This window comes from Photorhabdus namnaonensis, from assembly GCF_001684335.1.
Classification (GTDB): domain Bacteria; phylum Pseudomonadota; class Gammaproteobacteria; order Enterobacterales; family Enterobacteriaceae; genus Photorhabdus; species Photorhabdus namnaonensis.
In genome coordinates, this window is the sequence record NZ_LOIC01000082.1 from 315,504 (window position 1) to 331,744 (window position 16,241).

At 40.0% G+C, this 16,241-nt stretch carries 18 protein-coding genes; 10 read left to right on the forward strand and 8 right to left on the reverse strand.

Annotated features, from left to right (window positions below):
• The first annotated feature begins 12 nt into the window (after positions 1–12).
• The 8 genes from pspA to tyrR all read left to right on the forward strand — a co-directional run bounded on the left by pspA (position 13) and on the right by tyrR (position 6,563).
• Positions 13–687: a phage shock protein PspA gene (pspA, locus tag Phpb_RS17925; RefSeq protein WP_065391523.1), complete on the forward strand. Its 675-nt coding sequence runs from the start codon at positions 13–15 to the stop codon at positions 685–687.
• A gap of 37 nt (positions 688–724) precedes the next feature.
• Positions 725–943: an envelope stress response membrane protein PspB gene (pspB, locus tag Phpb_RS17930; protein ID WP_065391524.1), complete on the forward strand. Its 219-nt coding sequence runs from the start codon at positions 725–727 to the stop codon at positions 941–943.
• Positions 943–1,296, forward strand: a complete 354-nt coding sequence (pspC, locus tag Phpb_RS17935; RefSeq protein WP_040149899.1) for an envelope stress response membrane protein PspC — start codon at positions 943–945, stop codon at positions 1,294–1,296. The genes pspB and pspC overlap by 1 nt, the downstream gene beginning before the upstream one ends.
• A gap of 187 nt (positions 1,297–1,483) precedes the next feature.
• Positions 1,484–1,951: a hypothetical protein gene (locus Phpb_RS17940; protein ID WP_065391525.1), complete on the forward strand. Its 468-nt coding sequence runs from the start codon at positions 1,484–1,486 to the stop codon at positions 1,949–1,951.
• Positions 1,948–2,238 carry a type II toxin-antitoxin system RelE/ParE family toxin gene (locus Phpb_RS17945; RefSeq protein WP_240492601.1) on the forward strand — a complete coding sequence of 97 codons (291 nt, stop codon included), beginning with the start codon at positions 1,948–1,950 and terminating at the stop codon, positions 2,236–2,238. The genes Phpb_RS17940 and Phpb_RS17945 overlap by 4 nt, the downstream gene beginning before the upstream one ends.
• A gap of 25 nt (positions 2,239–2,263) precedes the next feature.
• Positions 2,264–3,661, forward strand: a complete 1,398-nt coding sequence (locus tag Phpb_RS17950) for a YcjX family GTP-binding protein (protein WP_065391526.1) — start codon at positions 2,264–2,266, stop codon at positions 3,659–3,661.
• The gene (locus Phpb_RS17955; RefSeq protein WP_065391527.1) at positions 3,658–4,722 is read left to right on the forward strand and encodes a YcjF family protein; all 1,065 of its coding nucleotides are present in this window, start codon (positions 3,658–3,660) and stop codon (positions 4,720–4,722) included. The genes Phpb_RS17950 and Phpb_RS17955 overlap by 4 nt, the downstream gene beginning before the upstream one ends.
• Positions 4,723–4,979: 257 nt before the next feature.
• Positions 4,980–6,563, forward strand: coding sequence for a transcriptional regulator TyrR (gene tyrR, locus Phpb_RS17960; protein WP_065391528.1), 1,584 nt, complete (start codon positions 4,980–4,982; stop codon positions 6,561–6,563).
• Positions 6,564–6,730: 167 nt separating this feature from the next.
• Here the strand turns inward: tyrR and tpx are convergent, their stop codons facing one another.
• Positions 6,731–7,234, reverse strand: coding sequence for a thiol peroxidase (gene tpx / locus Phpb_RS17965; RefSeq protein ID WP_065391529.1), 504 nt, complete (start codon positions 7,232–7,234; stop codon positions 6,731–6,733).
• 173 nt (positions 7,235–7,407) lie between these two features.
• On the opposite strand from tpx, the gene Phpb_RS17970 reads away from it, so the two are divergent.
• Positions 7,408–9,030 (forward strand): peptide ABC transporter substrate-binding protein, encoded by a 1,623-nt coding sequence (locus tag Phpb_RS17970; protein ID WP_065391573.1) that lies wholly within the window; start codon positions 7,408–7,410, stop codon positions 9,028–9,030.
• A 16-nt stretch (positions 9,031–9,046) separates the two neighbouring features.
• The gene (gene zntB / locus Phpb_RS17975) at positions 9,047–10,030 is read left to right on the forward strand and encodes a zinc transporter ZntB (RefSeq protein ID WP_065391530.1); all 984 of its coding nucleotides are present in this window, start codon (positions 9,047–9,049) and stop codon (positions 10,028–10,030) included.
• A 370-nt stretch (positions 10,031–10,400) separates the two neighbouring features.
• Here the strand turns inward: zntB and ttcA are convergent, their stop codons facing one another.
• The 7 genes from ttcA to Phpb_RS18020 form a co-directional block, all read right to left on the reverse strand.
• Positions 10,401–11,330 carry a tRNA 2-thiocytidine(32) synthetase TtcA gene (ttcA, locus tag Phpb_RS17980; protein ID WP_205634804.1) on the reverse strand — a complete coding sequence of 310 codons (930 nt, stop codon included), beginning with the start codon at positions 11,328–11,330 and terminating at the stop codon, positions 10,401–10,403.
• A gap of 710 nt (positions 11,331–12,040) precedes the next feature.
• Entirely contained in the window at positions 12,041–12,451 is a 411-nt protein-coding gene (locus Phpb_RS17990) for a hypothetical protein (protein WP_065391533.1), read from the reverse strand.
• A 560-nt stretch (positions 12,452–13,011) separates the two neighbouring features.
• Complete coding sequence (locus tag Phpb_RS18000) at positions 13,012–13,425, reverse strand: hypothetical protein (RefSeq protein WP_065391535.1); 414 nt, start codon at positions 13,423–13,425, stop codon at positions 13,012–13,014.
• 312 nt (positions 13,426–13,737) lie between these two features.
• The gene (locus Phpb_RS18005; protein WP_065391536.1) at positions 13,738–14,157 is read right to left on the reverse strand and encodes a hypothetical protein; all 420 of its coding nucleotides are present in this window, start codon (positions 14,155–14,157) and stop codon (positions 13,738–13,740) included.
• Between the two features lie 29 nt (positions 14,158–14,186).
• Positions 14,187–14,594: a hypothetical protein gene (locus Phpb_RS18010; protein WP_065391537.1), complete on the reverse strand. Its 408-nt coding sequence runs from the start codon at positions 14,592–14,594 to the stop codon at positions 14,187–14,189.
• Between the two features lie 29 nt (positions 14,595–14,623).
• Positions 14,624–15,031, reverse strand: coding sequence for a hypothetical protein (locus tag Phpb_RS18015; protein ID WP_065391538.1), 408 nt, complete (start codon positions 15,029–15,031; stop codon positions 14,624–14,626).
• Position 15,032: 1 nt separating this feature from the next.
• Positions 15,033–16,034, reverse strand: coding sequence for a hypothetical protein (locus Phpb_RS18020; protein WP_065391539.1), 1,002 nt, complete (start codon positions 16,032–16,034; stop codon positions 15,033–15,035).
• Positions 16,035–16,241: the final 207 nt, after the last annotated feature.

Genomic DNA, 16,241 nt, shown 5'->3' on the forward strand with positions numbered 1-16,241 from the left:
GGATAATTTATTATGGGTATTTTCTCTCGTTTTGCTGATATCGTGAATGCCAATATCTCTTCATTATTGGATAAAGCGGAAGATCCGCAGAAAATGATTCGTCTGATGATTCAAGAAATGGAAGACACTTTAGTTGAAATTCGCTCAACTTCCGCCCGTGCTCTGGCAGAGAAAAAGCAGTTGTCTCGTCGTATTGCCGCAGGTGAACAACAAATGCACGATTGGCAGGAAAAAGCGGAACTGGCGTTGAATAAAGAGAGAGAAGATTTGGCGCGAGCAGCGCTGATCGAAAAACAGAAAGCAGCTGCTTTAGTGGATACATTGAAGCATGAATTAACCATACTGGAAGAGACGCTTGAGCGGATGAAAGGGGAGGTTGTCGAGCTTGAAAATAAACTGAGTGAAACCCGAGCAAGACAACAAGCGTTGGCTTTGCGTCATCAGGCGGCGGCCTCTTCCCGACAAGTTCGTCATCATTTAGACAGCGGTAAAATTGATCAGGCAATGGCTCGCTTCGAGCAATTTGAGCGGCGTATCGATCATATGGAAGCGGAAACAGAAGCCGTGGGCATGGGAAAACAAAAATCGCTGGATCAACAGTTTGTTGAATTGAAAGCAGACGATGAAATCAGTGCGCAGTTAGCGGCAATGAAGGCTAAAATAAATGCTAATAAAGAACAACATTAAGTGTTGATGCACTCAACTAACCGTTTAAGGAAAAGTGATGGGCTCGATATTTCTCGGCATTCCACTGACTATCTTTGTACTTTTTGTATTACCCATTTGGTTGTGGTTGCATTATAACAGCCGGAATTCCAATCAAAGCCAGTTGGATCAGAATGAAATTCAGCATCTGGCAGAGCGTGTACAACATATGCAGACACGAATTAAAACATTGGAAGATATTCTGGATGCGGAACATCCTGATTGGAGGCAATCATAATGTCGAATAGTAACCGTAGGAAACTGTATCGAATACCCGAAAAGGGCAAAATTAAAGGTGTTTGTGCCGGGCTGGCCGATTATTTTGATGTACCGGTGCGCTTGATTCGTGTCATCGCGGTATTGTCACTCTTTTTTGGCCTGTTTGGTTTTGTGGTTGTCGCTTATATTGTACTGGTTTTCGTCCTTGACCCGGCACCGCCGGGTTATACCCAAGAAGCTCATTTTTCAGCGCAAAACTTGCTGAATGAAATCGATTATCAATTGAAATCGGGAGAGATTCGTCTGCGCCAAATGGAACGTTATGTTACCTCAGAAACGTTCAGTGTTCGCAGTCGTTTCAGGCAGCTTTGATATTGACCTTCGTCCACAAAAAGTGAAGAGCGCGCTTTTTCATCTATTCATCGTTGCTGCTGTTTGGTTTTTTGTTCTCGGTTTGATGCGTGGAATCTCTTGGGAGGAAAAGGCAATGGAGTATCTTTGCATGTTAATTATTATTTATGTACATTGATAATAATTAACCATGCATATGGAGATAACCATGTACACGTTTACCTTGGAGCAGTTACGAGCTACTACAAATTCTGGCGGTGTCGCCGGTGTTACTCTCAAGGCAGAAGGCGGCTCTTTCATTGTTCAAATAGACACCCTAAAAGGGGAGGAGGCGGTGCTTACTAAAGCGCGTAGCAAGGAACCGCGCCGTTTTGGCAACCCTGTGCAAGCTTTCACACTACTGAAAGGTCTTGGGCTAGTTGTGGGGGCATTTAATGTTGAGCAATGGGAGCCGGATCAGAAGGTTACCCACAGAACCCGACCTGACCGCGCCGAGGCGTTGAAGCGAGCTCACGAAGCGGTAGAACACGATAAATGGTTCCGGGAACAAGTGAAACAGGGTCTCAATGAAGCAGATGATCCTAACACTGTTTGGGTTTCTCATGAATCTGCCAAACAAGAGATGCAGCGTCAACGAGAAGTCCTGCAAGCACGAATTGCAGGAAAAGTTAAATGATGGAGTTGGTATGGACACCTCGTGCTAACCGTGTCCGAGAAGCTGCAATCGATTTTATTGCACAAGATGATCCTATTGCAGCATTAGGCCAGCTAGACGAAATCGAATATCAGACTGACTTGCTGCCCTACCAGACTGAAATGGGCCGACCGGGGCGCGTCAAAGGGACTCGCGAATTAGTTATCAACGGAACTCCTTTTATTGTTGTGTATCGAGTTAAACCACGTTTAAAGCGTATTGAAGTTATCCATTTTTTGCATGGGGCACAGCAGTGGCCTAAGGTTTGAAGTTATAGATCTACACAGGAGAGATATGAAACGGCTGCAAAATGAATTAACTGCGTTGGTTAATCGTGGGATGGATCGCCATTTACGGTTAGCGGTGACAGGATTAAGTCGCAGTGGTAAAACCGCGTTTATCACATCTCTGGTTAATCAGCTACTTAACCTCCATAGCGGCGCTCGGTTGCCGCTATTTTCCGCTGTGCGTGACGGTCGCTTGTTGGGTGTAAAACGGGTTCCTCAACGCGATTTAGGCGTTCCCCGTTTTACTTATGATGAAGGGTTGACCGCACTTTACGGCACACCACCTTCATGGCCGACCCCGACACGGGGTGTCAGTGAAATCCGTCTGGCGCTTCGTTACCGTTCTGAGGATTCTCTGCTGCGTCATTTTAAAGAAACAGCCACGTTATATCTGGAAATCGTGGATTACCCCGGTGAATGGCTGTTAGATCTACCGATGTTGGCACAAAGTTATTTAACATGGTCCCACCAGATGAATAGCTTATTGCAGGGACAAAGAGCTGAATGGGCAAAGCCTTGGCTGGAGCTTTGCAAACAATGTGATCCGCTGGCCCCCGCAGATGAGAATCTATTGGCTGCTATTGCTCAGGCATATACGGAATATTTGATTAAATGCAAAGAGCAAGGGTTGCATTTTATTCAGCCGGGGAGATTTGTTCTGCCCGGTGATATGACGGGTGCTCCGGCTTTGCAATTTTTCCCGTGGCCGGATATCAACCCTATCACTGAATCACAATTTGCTCAGGCAGATCAACATACCAATATCGGTATGTTACGTCAGCGCTTTGAATATTACTGTCAGTCGGTTGTGAAAGGGTTTTATAAAGCACATTTTCTACGTTTTGATCGGCAGATTGTGTTGATAGATTGTTTACAGCCATTGAACAGTGGACCACAAGCATTTAATGATATGCGTTTGGCGCTGACACAACTAATGCAGAGTTTTCATTATGGTAAACGCACTCTCTTCCGCCGTCTGTTTTCCCCTTGTATAGATAAATTAATGTTTGCTGCCAGTAAGGCGGATCATATTACCGCGGATCAACATGCTAATTTGGTGTCTTTACTGCAACAGTTGGTTCAGGAAGCCAGACAAAATGCGGCTTTTGAAGGTATCAGCATGGATTGTGTCGGCCTGGCGTCGGTACGGGCGACAGAAAGCGGCATGATTGAACATCATGGTGAAAAGATTCCGGCATTGAAAGGATATCGACTTACAGATGGTAAATCACTGACATTTTTTCCCGGTGAAGTGCCGCGGCGTTTACCTGATGATAATTTCTGGCAAAAACAGGGTTTCTGTTTCGAGGAATTTAGTCCTTGTCCGGTCAATGTTGATACACCATTGCCTCATATCCGGTTAGATACTGTGCTGGAATTTTTAGTGGGAGATAAAGTGAGATGACGGAACCTTTGAAGCCAAGAATTGACTTTCAAGAACCCTTATCAGGGCCGCGAGAGCCGGTTTTAAAACCCGCTCAGATCTTTGATGAGAAAGAGACAGAGAATTTTTGCCCTATCTCACCAGAACTTGAGGTTGAAGAGCGCGAAGGTCAGATAGAAGGGATAGTGAATGCAGCGCTGAAACCTAAGCGTAGTTGCTGGCGTAAAATGGTCTATGGCGCTCTGGTTTTACTGGGCGTGAGCGCTGTTGCTCAGTTTGTGCAGTGGATTTATCAATCATGGCAGCAACAGGATTGGAGCGCATTAGGTGTCGCGGCGGCAGGGGGCATGATTGTCTTTGCCGGTATAGGTTCTCTTGCCAGTGAGTGGCGTCGTCTTTATCGGTTAAGAATGCGGTCTGAAGAACGCGATACGGCGAAGGAGTTATTACAGCATCATGGTGTGGGTAAAGGCCGAGAATTTTGTGAGAGATTGGCAAGTCAAGCAGGTATCGAACAGCATAACCCTGCGTTACAGCGCTGGCGGGCCGCTTTACATGATACACATAATGATCGTGAAGTGGTGTTGTTGTACAGTAAATGGGTTCAACCTGTTTTGGATACGCAAGCCAGAACTGAAATCAGCCGCTATGCTGCGGAGTCGGCATTAATGATAGCGGTTAGCCCGTTGGCGGTTGTCGATATGGCATTTATTGCCTGGCGTAATATCCGGCTAATTAATCGAATTGCAGGTTTATATGGTATTGAACTGGGATATTTCAGTCGAATTCGGCTTTTCCGCCTTGTTCTGTTGAATATTATTTTTTCTGGCGTCTCAGAAATGGTGCGGGAAGTGGGTATGGATTGGTTATCACAAGATATCACCGCGCGTCTTTCCGCCAGAGCCGCCCAAGGTATCGGTGTAGGTTTACTGACCGCCCGGTTGGGTATTAAAGCGATGGAATTATGCAGGCCATTACCTTGGATAGAAGGTGATAAACCTAAATTAGGAGATTTCCGTCGTCAGTTGATCACTCAACTTAAGAATATCCTGCCAAATAAATCTAAGAATATAGTTGATTAAATGATATATACTTTAATTCTATATGAAGGCACAAAATATCCAGATAACGAAAACGTTTTACGTTATTTTATTAATCTGTCTTATAATCAATTGTAGAATTTGTTTATTTTAGTGAAAGTTTCAAATGCTATGTTATTTACGACATTGAAAAAACCGGAGTCTGGTCAATTTTTACTGACAGAATGCTTCATATGAATAATCGTAGAGAGTAGTATTTTAAAAAATTATATGTATTAGTGTAAATAAGGTCAAAACAGATGCGCTTAGAAGTTATTTGCCATGATCGAATTGGGCTTACCCGTGAATTACTCGATCTACTGGTATTAGAGAATATTGATTTAAAAGGGATAGAAATATCCCAAATCGGCCGGATTTACCTTAATTTTTCACCTGTTGATTTCAATGTATTTCGTAAATTGATGGCGGAAATTCGCCGTATTAATGGTGTTATTGATGTTCGTACCGTCTCTTTTATGCCTTCGGAAAGAGAACACAAAGCGATGTGCGCACTGTTGGAGTCCTTGCCTGAGCCTGTTTTTTCAGTTGATCTGAAAGGAAATATTGAGCTTGCTAACTCTGCGGTGTTTAAGTTGTTTGGGGTGAGCGAGGAGCAAACTTATCAAAAACCTATTGGGCAGTTTATCAGCGGTTATAACTTCTCACGCTGGTTTGAGAGCAAAAATATCCAACAACGTGTGGAAAGAGTAACTCTTAAAGGTCTGGACTACCTGATGGATATTACGCCCATTCAACTGATGGATGAAAAGCAAAAAATGCAGTGTGTCGGCACGGTGATTATGCTCAAATCTGCTGCCCGAATAGGGAATCAACTGAAAAAACTGACTGTCAATGACGGGAGTGAGTTTAAGAAAATTATCGCTGTTAGCCCAAAAATGACTCAACTCATTGAGCAGGCTCGTAAAATGGCGATGTTGGATGCGCCGCTGCTGCTGATTGGCGAGACAGGAACGGGCAAAGATATTCTGGCAAAAGCTTGTCATTTGCACAGCTTACGCGGAAAACAGCCCTTCTTGGGGTTGAATTGCGCATCAATGCCGGATGATGTAGTAGAAAGTGAGCTGTTCGGCTATGCCGCCGGCGCTTATCCTAATGCGATTGAAGGAAAGAAAGGTTTCTTCGAACAGGCTAATGGCGGCACTGTTTTACTGGATGAAATTGGTGAAATGTCGCCACAGATGCAAATTAAGCTCCTGCGTTTTCTGAATGATGGGACTTTTCGCCGAGTAGGGGAAGAAAACGAAGTCAAAGTGAATGTCAGAGTTATCTGTGCTACGCAAAAAAATCTGGTTGAATTAGTCCAACGGGGGGAATTTCGCGAAGATCTCTATTATCGCCTTAATGTGTTGGCGATTACACTTCCGCCGTTGCGTGATCGTAAAGCGGATATTATGCCGCTGGTGGAGTATTTTATTGAGCGTTTTGCTGAAGAACAGGGGGTATTGAAGCCTAAACTGTCCCCTGAACTTCCCCATTTCCTGACCAGTTACAGTTGGCCCGGTAACGTAAGGCAGTTACAAAATGCCATCTATCGGGCATTGACACAGCTTGAAAATATGGAGCTGACGCCGCGGGATATACAATTACCGGAGTTTGAAACAGAGGTGTCTTTTAGTGAAGATGTGTTCAACGGTTCTCTGGATGAAATCAGTAAACGTTTTGAACGTTCGGTGTTGACACGTCTTTATCGGCACTATCCAAGTACGCGTAAACTGGCTAAACGTCTAGGGGTATCGCATACTGCGATTGCCAATAAATTGAGAGAATATGGTTTGAGTAGCAGGAAACACGCTACCGAATATGAGCCGGATGATGACGAGTAAGATCATGCCCACCGGAAGTGGGCATTATATATATCCGTCGTCTTTCAAGTTGCCTCTTTGTTGGCTGCACTCGCTCACCCCGGTCACATAGTTACCTATGCTCTCGGGGATTCACTCCCTTGCCGTCGCGATGCATCTTGAAATCCATAGGGTATAAATCATGGGATCTATTTCAGTACGGCCAGTGCGCTATCGTAATCTGGCTCATTAGTGATTTCATCCACCAGTTGGCTATAAATCACATTATCACTTTCATCAAGCACAATGACCGCACGGGCTGTGAGACCTCTCAGAGGACTGTCGCTGATGGCAACGCCATAATCTTCACTGAAAGTACCGCCGCGCAGGGTAGAGAGCGTGACGACATTTGATAACCCTTCTGCGCCACAGAAACGGGATTGAGCAAAAGGCAGATCAGCGGAAATGCACAGTACGACGGTATTTTCCAAATCATTCGTTACCTGATTGAATTTACGTACTGATGCCGCGCAAACACCGGTATCGATACTTGGGAAAATATTCAGCACCTTACGCTTTCCGGCATAGTGGCTAAGAGAGACATCGGAGAGATCTTTGGCTGTCAGAGTAAAATCTTGCGCTTTCTCCCCTGATTTTGGGAACTGGCCGCTTACGGAGATATCATTGCCTTGAAATTTTACTGTTTGTGTCATCGTTTTCTTCCTCTGATAAATGAACCACGATTGCCCAGTGTAGAAGAATATTCGGCTCTTGCCCATCAAAAATAGTACCTGTGAGAGTAAAATTGTCTGATTGTGTCATTTCGACAATGGCTTATAATTTAGTACTGGGATATTTATTTTATAACAGGGCAGATTATTACCTTATGCGTTATTTCAATCTGATTTCTTGTGCACTACTTATCAAAAGCTCTTTTATCACTGTTTCTGCTTTTGCTGCGGAAGTTCCTTCGGGCGCTCAGCTTAATGACAAACAGGAACTGGTGCGTCACCTAAAGGACGAACCGGCGTCCTTAGACCCGATTAATGCCGTGGGTCTGACAGAAGCGCAAGTTCAGCGTGATCTGTTTGAAGGGTTGGTGAATCAGGATGCGTATGGCAAGGCCATTCCCGGCGTCGCGACAGCGTGGAAAACCGCAGACAACAAAACTTGGTTTTTTACATTGCGTTCTGATGCCCGTTGGTCAAATGGCGAACCGGTTACTGCGACAGATTTTGTGTATAGTTGGCAGCGGTTGGTCACTCCGGTTAATACCTCTTCTTTTGCTTGGTTTGCCGCACTTGCGGGTATTGAAAATGCTCAGGAAATTATTGACGGCAAACTGCCGCCGGCAAAACTGGGTGTTCAGGCCATTGATAAGCACACACTAAAGGTGACGTTAAACCGGCCTGTGCCTTATTTCCCTAGCCTGACGGCGAATTTCAGTCTCTATCCGGTAAATAAGAAAATAGTAGAGAAATATGGGAAAGAGTGGATAAAGGTTGGTCATTTGGTGGGAAATGGCGCTTTCAAATTACATGATCGAATTGTTAATGAGAAAATCGTTCTGACACCAAACCCTTATTATTGGGATCATAAAAAAACCGTCCTAACCAAAGTCACATTTGTACCCATTAATCAGGAATCACACGCGACTAAACGCTATCTGGCGGATGATTTGGATATCACCGAATCCTTCCCGAAAAATATGTATAAAAAATTGCGGCATGAATTACCCGGGCAAGTCTATACGCCGGATCAGTTAGGAACCTATTATTACGCTTTTAACACCCAACGCGCGCCCACTAATGATGCCAGAGTGCGTAAAGCGCTTTCTATGGCGATTGACCGTAAAGTCATTGCGGAAAAAGTTTTGGGGACAGGAGAAAAACCAGCCTGGCATTTTACGCCGGATGTGACCGCGGGTTTTCATCCTGCGCTCAGTGACATGGAACAACACACACAGGCAGAACTGGACCAACAGGCTAAGGTTTTGTTGCAAGCGGCTGGTTACGGGCCGAATAATCCACTGAAACTTTCTCTACTCTATAATAATTCTGAAAACCACCAGAAAATTGCGATTGCTATTGCCTCTATGTGGAAGAAAAAACTGGGGGTGCAAGTAAGTTTGATGAATCAGGAATGGAAAACTTATATTGATAGCCGTAATACGGGTAATTTTGATGTTATTCGTGCATCTTGGGTGGGTGATTATAACGAACCCTCTACATTTCTAAGCCTGTTAACATCAACACATAGTGGCAATATTGCTAAATTCCATCAGGCAAATTATGACAAACTGCTACAATCTGCTAGTTTGCGAACAGATGATGGCTTAAGAAACGATGATTATAACAAAGCGGAGCAAATGATTGCTGAACAGGCGCCTATCGCACCGATTTATCAATACACTAACGGCAGATTGATAAAGCCTTGGTTAAAAGGATACCCGATCACCAATCCAGAAGACGTGGCATATAGTCACACTATGTACATAATTAAGCACTAAGGGTAAGGAGCTGGATGTGGAAACCATTTATGGTTCATCATTGCAAGAGGCTGATGCGGTCTATGCTTGTCAGTTTGACGGACAAGGCGGTATGACACCGATTGATAGGAATGGATTAGCCACACCAGCTCAACCTTTCTGGCAACATCTGGATTACCACAATCCCAAAAGTTATCGTTGGATAATGGACACTGATTTATTGCCGGCAACAGTCAAAAAGGGGCTGGCCGGAGAGAGTTTTAGGCCGAAAATAGTTCGTACCGGCGATGGTACGATGATTACGCTGCGAACAATTAATAGCAATAAAAGTGAACGTCCCGATCAACTGGTCACGTTCCGTATTTATATTAATTCTGAAATTATCGTTTCCAGTCGCCATCGTAAAGTTCATTCACTTGAACAGGTACTGAGTGATTTACAGAATGGGATAGGCGCGAAAACGACCGGGCACTGGTTGGTTGAAATGGCTGATGCAATAACCGATGAAGTGGGTAATTTTATTGAAGATCTGCATGACAACCTTATTGAGCTTGAGAATATGATTCTTGAGCAACGGATACCGGGGCGGGGTGGATTAGCTTTACTGCGCAAACAATTGATTATTCTGCGCCGTTATATGGCGCCTCAAAGAGATGTATTTTCTCGTCTCGCCAATGAAAGATTACTCTGGATGAGTGATGAAGATCGTCATCGAATGCAGGAAATATCTGACCGCTTGGGAAGGGAATTGGATGATTTGGATGGTTGTATTGCTCGCACAGCGATTATTTCAGATGAAATTACATCCATGATGGCGGATGCGATGAACCGTCGTACTTATACTATGTCATTATTTGCCATGATTTTTTTACCGACAACATTCCTGACTGGATTATTTGGTGTCAACCTTGGCGGTATTCCTGGTAATGAAAACCATCTGGGTTTTAGTATTTTTTGTTTGCTGTTATTGGGATTGATTATATTTGTTGCTTGGTGGTTAAAAAGAAGTAAATGGCTATGAAGATTAAATAGTTATTTGGAGAGATGAAACACGGCTGCGAGAAAGTGTTACAAAAATCGGTTCTTAATTTGAGATATATCAATATTCACCAAGCCTCATTGAGGCATGATAACTCTCGCAGGTGAAAACAACGTTAAGCGATGAACGTTGTTCTCCGTAATTGTAGTTTTTCTCACATAAGTCTTTATACAGAATAATTGCCCATTCTTGTGCCGATGTTAATTTCTAATGTCGGCTTTTTTTTATTTTTCATTTTTGTGGAGGAAAATAAATAAAAATCAAGGCGAAAGAGAAGAGGAAATTAACGCTCTGAGATATATCCAGAGCGGTATGATTAAGATCCTGCTATTGGGATAGGCAGTAAGAATAGCTATTTGACTTCAATAACATCCAGTCGTTCTGATTGATAATCGGATTGATCTTCTATATCACTGACGGGTTGTATGGGTAATTCTTCGCGGTCAAAGGCGAGATCGCCACCATCAATCACTTCGCTGCCGTGAGTGATATTTTTAAAATCGAATAGATTAAAATCGCTGAGATGCGACGGAACGACATTTTGTACCGCACGAAACATGGTTTCAATTCTGCCGGGATAACGCTTATCCCATTCCCGTAACATATCCTTGATAACCTGACGTTGCAGATTGGGTTGTGAACCACAGAGATTACAAGGAATGATCGGGAATGCTTTAGCGGTTGCATAGCGTTCAATATCTTTCTCGCGGCAATAGGCGAGAGGGCGAATAACAACATGTTTACCATCATCGCTCATTAACTTTGGCGGCATACCTTTTAGTTTGCCGCCATAAAACATATTGAGAAATAGGGTTTGCAAAATATCATCTCGGTGATGGCCTAATGCAATTTTCGTGGCGCCCAACTCAGTGGCTGTACGATATAAGATGCCACGGCGCAAACGGGAGCAGAGAGAACAAGTTGTTTTACCTTCGGGTATCTTCTCTTTCACTATGCCATAAGTGTTTTCTTCGACAATTTTATATTCGACACCCAGTTCATCCAGATAAGCGGGCAGGATATGCTCAGGAAAACCGGGTTGTTTCTGATCCAGATTAACTGCAACAAGTGAGAAATTAACCGGAGCGCTTTTTTGCAGATTTTGCAGGATGGACAGCAGGGTATAGCTGTCTTTACCACCAGAAAGGCAGACCATAATGCGATCGCCTTCCTCAATCATATTGAAATCAGCGATTGCCTGACCGACATCACGGCGTAAACGTTTCTGTAATTTGTTCAGGTTATATTGTTGTTTCTGATCCACCACGGACGCTCTGTAAATAATGTTTAAATGGGATTTAGGCGGTGGAGTATACCATTTTTGTTACCTTAACACCTTAAAGAGTTTGTGATAGCTTCCGCTCGTTTTTACCTGTTAATGCGGATGGACTGACAGTTTTTTCTGTATGGCAGATGAGGATTGCCTATATTCTAGATGCTAAACGTCATTAAATCTTCACCATTGTTAATGATAGCGGATGCTAACCATGAAAAACTGGAACTGACATTTGATGTTTATTGAGCCTCTTAAATAGATTTAACACGATGAATAATATTTTTGAATTAAGATTATTATTGTTGACATTAGAGCAAATGCTGCACTTATATAAGTGGTAATGATACATGTTTTCATCCAATGCGTTAAACTGGAGGGTAGATTTTGAATAAAGTTATAAGATTCTTGGTGCATATATTTACTATCAGGCTGATTTATCTTCATTTTTTTTCCAGTTAACAGCATGTAGAAGAACAAAACGACGTGAATCTGATCACGCATCCTTCCGAAGCGTTGTATTATTATGCCTGTTGGTAAATAAAGTCCTTCTTCTATATATAATTCAATAATTTTATCCATCTTTTTTTGATTTATTTTATAAATGGCTATTGATATAATAATAAAAATAGTGAATGAAATATATGAAATAAATAAGATGATATATGTGACTCTGTTCATACTAATATTCAATTGAATGTTGAATATAAATTTATAGTCTATTTGATGTATTTGAAATATAAAACAAATATCATTCCGATAGAGAAAGATAATATACTGATGGAGGTGGTTAAAATATAGAGTTTTAACCAACTTGTCATATTTTTCGGTAATCTCTGGATAAAGTCGTAGGACTCTTTATACATATATTTACTATCCTTTTCATTGATTCTCATTCTTTTTCCAATGAGTAATTGGTAAAAAAACATAGCAACTTGAAATTGACCATAAACACCCAAAAAACGGCCCAACTTTACTCCTGCTGATAAGTAAAGTCCTTTTCCTATATATGATTCAATAATTTCATCCATCTTACTCTGATTTATTTTGTAAATAATGATTGATACAACTAAAAAAACAATAAATAAAATATAAAGGATAGTCATAATGATAAGAGTTAATCTGTTCATGTTAATTTCCTGTTTGTGTTTTAATCAATAAGGTGTGTTTTATGTATTCGTTAAATACTTGTATAACAAGAGAATTAGACAGCTTAAAATGAATAAGAATATAGAGACAGAGAACAAATAATAATAGATAATCATTATTGATGCAAGTTTTTTAGGTATACTCTTTGCGAACTCATATGCTTCTTGCGGGATGGAATTACCTATAAAAGCACGAGATATTATAGTCTTTCTTCTAGTTATTATCTGGTATAAGAAACATGATAGATAATAACTCCCATAGAAGCCAGAAAACGATATTACATATATGATTTGTGGTATGAGAAACCCATTTTTTATATATTCGTCTCTGATTTCTATGAAGGATTTTTTATTTATTCCATAAAAAATGAATAAAGATAGCAACAAAAACATACTAACTAAAAATAAAGAAAGCATGATAAAGTTAACTGTATTGATTAAGATGTTCATGTTATTCACTTACTATTTTATCTATTAGAAGATCTCCTGCTGTGCTTCCGGCAATTCCACCTACTACACTACCGACAGCTACGCATATCCATTTAACACAATGAATAATGTTTTTGAATTAAGATTATTATTGTTGATATGAGAGCAAATGCTCCACCTATATAAGTGGTAATGATACATGTTTTCATCCAATGCGTTAAACTGGAGGGTAGATTTTTAATAAAGTAATAAGATTCTTGGTGCATATATTTACTATCAGGCTGATTTATCTTCATTTTTTTTCCGATTAACAACATGTAGAAGAACAAAACGACGTGAATTTGATCACGCATCCTTCCGAAGCGTTTTATTATTATGCCTGTTGGTAAATAAAGTCCTTCTTCTATATATAATTCAATAATTTTATCCATCTTTTTTTGATTTATTTTGTAAATGGCTATAGATATAACCGAAAATAAAAGAGATAAGAAAAGACATATTGTCATTATCAAATCTAATATGCTCATATTTAATTTCCTATAAAAAATCTACAGTAAATTCCGCAGCTTTCTCAAATCCATAGTTACCTATAGTCTTCCTAGCTACGTGTTCTTCTAAAAAAGTCTTAATTAAAAAACGGTAAGATATATTTATCATATGTAAGAAATACTATTCCAATAGCGAAAGATAATAAACTGATTAAGAGATAATAACAACAAGAGGAATTATTCTGTACATATTCATCTCCAAAAAATACTCAATAGCAGATTTATCCATTACATTCTCCATTTTTATTCTTAATGTGATCTCCAAATTTTAGTGCGTATTTTGAGTTGAATTCAGTTAAAAATATAAGAGTATTTATGACATAAAGCCGTTACTGTTGATATAAAGAAGGATATAAAGCTTGTATTAATGGTGATGAAATATATTTTTATCCAGTGGGTCAAATTGGAGGGTAAGTTTTGAATGAAATCATAAGATTCTTGGGGCATATATTTACTACCAGGCTCATTTATCCTTATTCTTTTCCCTGTTAATAATTTATAGAAAAATACGGCAGGATGAATCTGACCATGAATACCCATAGAATGACCAATGTATGCTGCTGATGATAAGCAAAAACCTTTTTCCATATATAAATCAATAATTTTATCCATCTTTTTTTGATTTATTTTGTAAATGGCTATTGATATAATGAGAAAAAGATTGAAAGAGATATAAGAAATAACCAAGATGATAAAAGTGACTCTGTTCATATAAAAAGCCCATTGAGTATTCAGTATAATTAAGCGTATTTTTGAAATAGGCATATTGCCATTGATATAATAAAAAATGCAACACTTATATTGATGGTAATGTAACATATTTTTATCCAGTGAGTTAAATTGGGGGGTAAATTTTGAATGAAATCGTAAGACTCTTGTGGCATATATTTACTATTAGGTTTATTTATTCTTATTTTTCTTCCTGTCAATAATTTATAGAAAAATGCGGCAGTATAAAATTGACCGTGAATACCCATAAAATGCCCTATGTATGCTCCTGATGATAAACAAAATCCTTTTCCCATATATAACTCAATAATCTTATCCATCTTTTTTTGATTTATTTTGTAAATAGCTGCTGATATAATAAAAAAACCAATAAAAGAAGAGCAAGAAATAAGTAAAATGATAAAAGTGACTCTATTCATATTAAAATCCCATTGAATGTCCAGTATAGTTAAAAATATTCTCTAAATAGAAATGTTATCATTATTATGAAGAAGAACATACCACCTATATTAATGGTGATAAAATATATCTTTATCCAGTGGGTTAAATTGGAGGGTAAATTTTGAATGAAATTATAAGATTCTTTAGGCATATATTTACTATCAGGTCTATTTATTCTTATTCTTTTTCCTGTCAATAGTTTATAGAAAAATATGGCAGGATAAATCTGACCACGAATACCCATCAAATGACCCATGTATGCTGCTGTTGATAAGCAAAAACCTTTTTCCATATATAATTCAATAATTTGATTCATCTTTTTTTGATTTATTTTGTAAATGGCTATTGATATAATAAGAAAAATGTTAGAAGAGATAAAAGAAATAACCAAGATGATAAAAGTTATTCTATTCATATTAAAGTCCCATTGAAGATTCAACAATAAGTTCAAAGAGCCATTCTCCACCTTTACTACCGGCATAACCACCAGCAAGACCGCCGCCCATCATGCAAAGTCCGGCAGTTAAGCCATCAGTTACAGCTCCAAGAGCAACACATGCTGTGCCTGCTGCAATTCCGCCGTAATATCCTCCCCAAAAGCCCAGGCTTGTCCGACCGGAAAATTTACTATATTCTTTGATAGCTACTTTTTCACATTGTCCTGTTTGTCCATAATTACAGGCATCAATAACCTGCCCGGTGGTATCGATAAAATCCAGGCTAATGGCAACTCGGCCGCCATATTTCATCCATTTAACCATTTTAGCACTGCGGGTGATTATATGGCTATATCCCTTTATCGCGCCAATCCCTGCTTTATCCCATTGGTGAGCAATGGCTTTGGTTGATAATTTTAGCGCGTGTTTTAAATTAGGATGTTGGTCGATTTTCAAAGAGAGTCTGCTAAATTTATTTAATAATTCCTTTAGGTTACCCATAATCAACTGTCTTTCTATATAAAACTCGTGACTGATAAATTTTCGGTTTAGCCCATTTAACCGATATTCTTTTTCATAAAGATTCTGTAACTTTGACAGATTCTTTTTAATTTGGGAGAAATAAGTGTCACCCATTGATGATGCGGTGCCAACTAAGGTTCCTCCCTGATCCAGTACATAGTGAAATAGGCCAAAATGACGATGCAAAAATGCTGCGGATTCACCAGGCAGAGCTGAAACGGATTGGTTGACTTCATATTGAGATTGTTTCAATAGCTGTATGAGATGTGGGGGATTATAGGAATCTGGATCTGCCACCAGCAGAATTTGTCCCGGTTTCAGGAATCGGTAATTTGAATTTAACTCCATAAAATAGCGGGCCGCTTCGCTATTTGAATGGCTGAATAACAGACTTGCTTGAAAGCTCAATCCTCCGGGTTGCTGTACAACACAGAAACCGGGCTGTATGTTTCTTTTCATATACCTTATTTGGTCCGCTAGTGGCTTTTAACATGTTGACTCAACGTTAGATAGCATCACTTAATCAGATAATCGGATTATCTTCAACATATAGTGAACGGGTCTATAATCTCTACAGAGTGAGAATTTATAGGGGTTAGGTGATGGATAAATTCAATCTGATGTTGTCTGTAGATATTGATTAATTTACGGTTTTTTCTATACTAA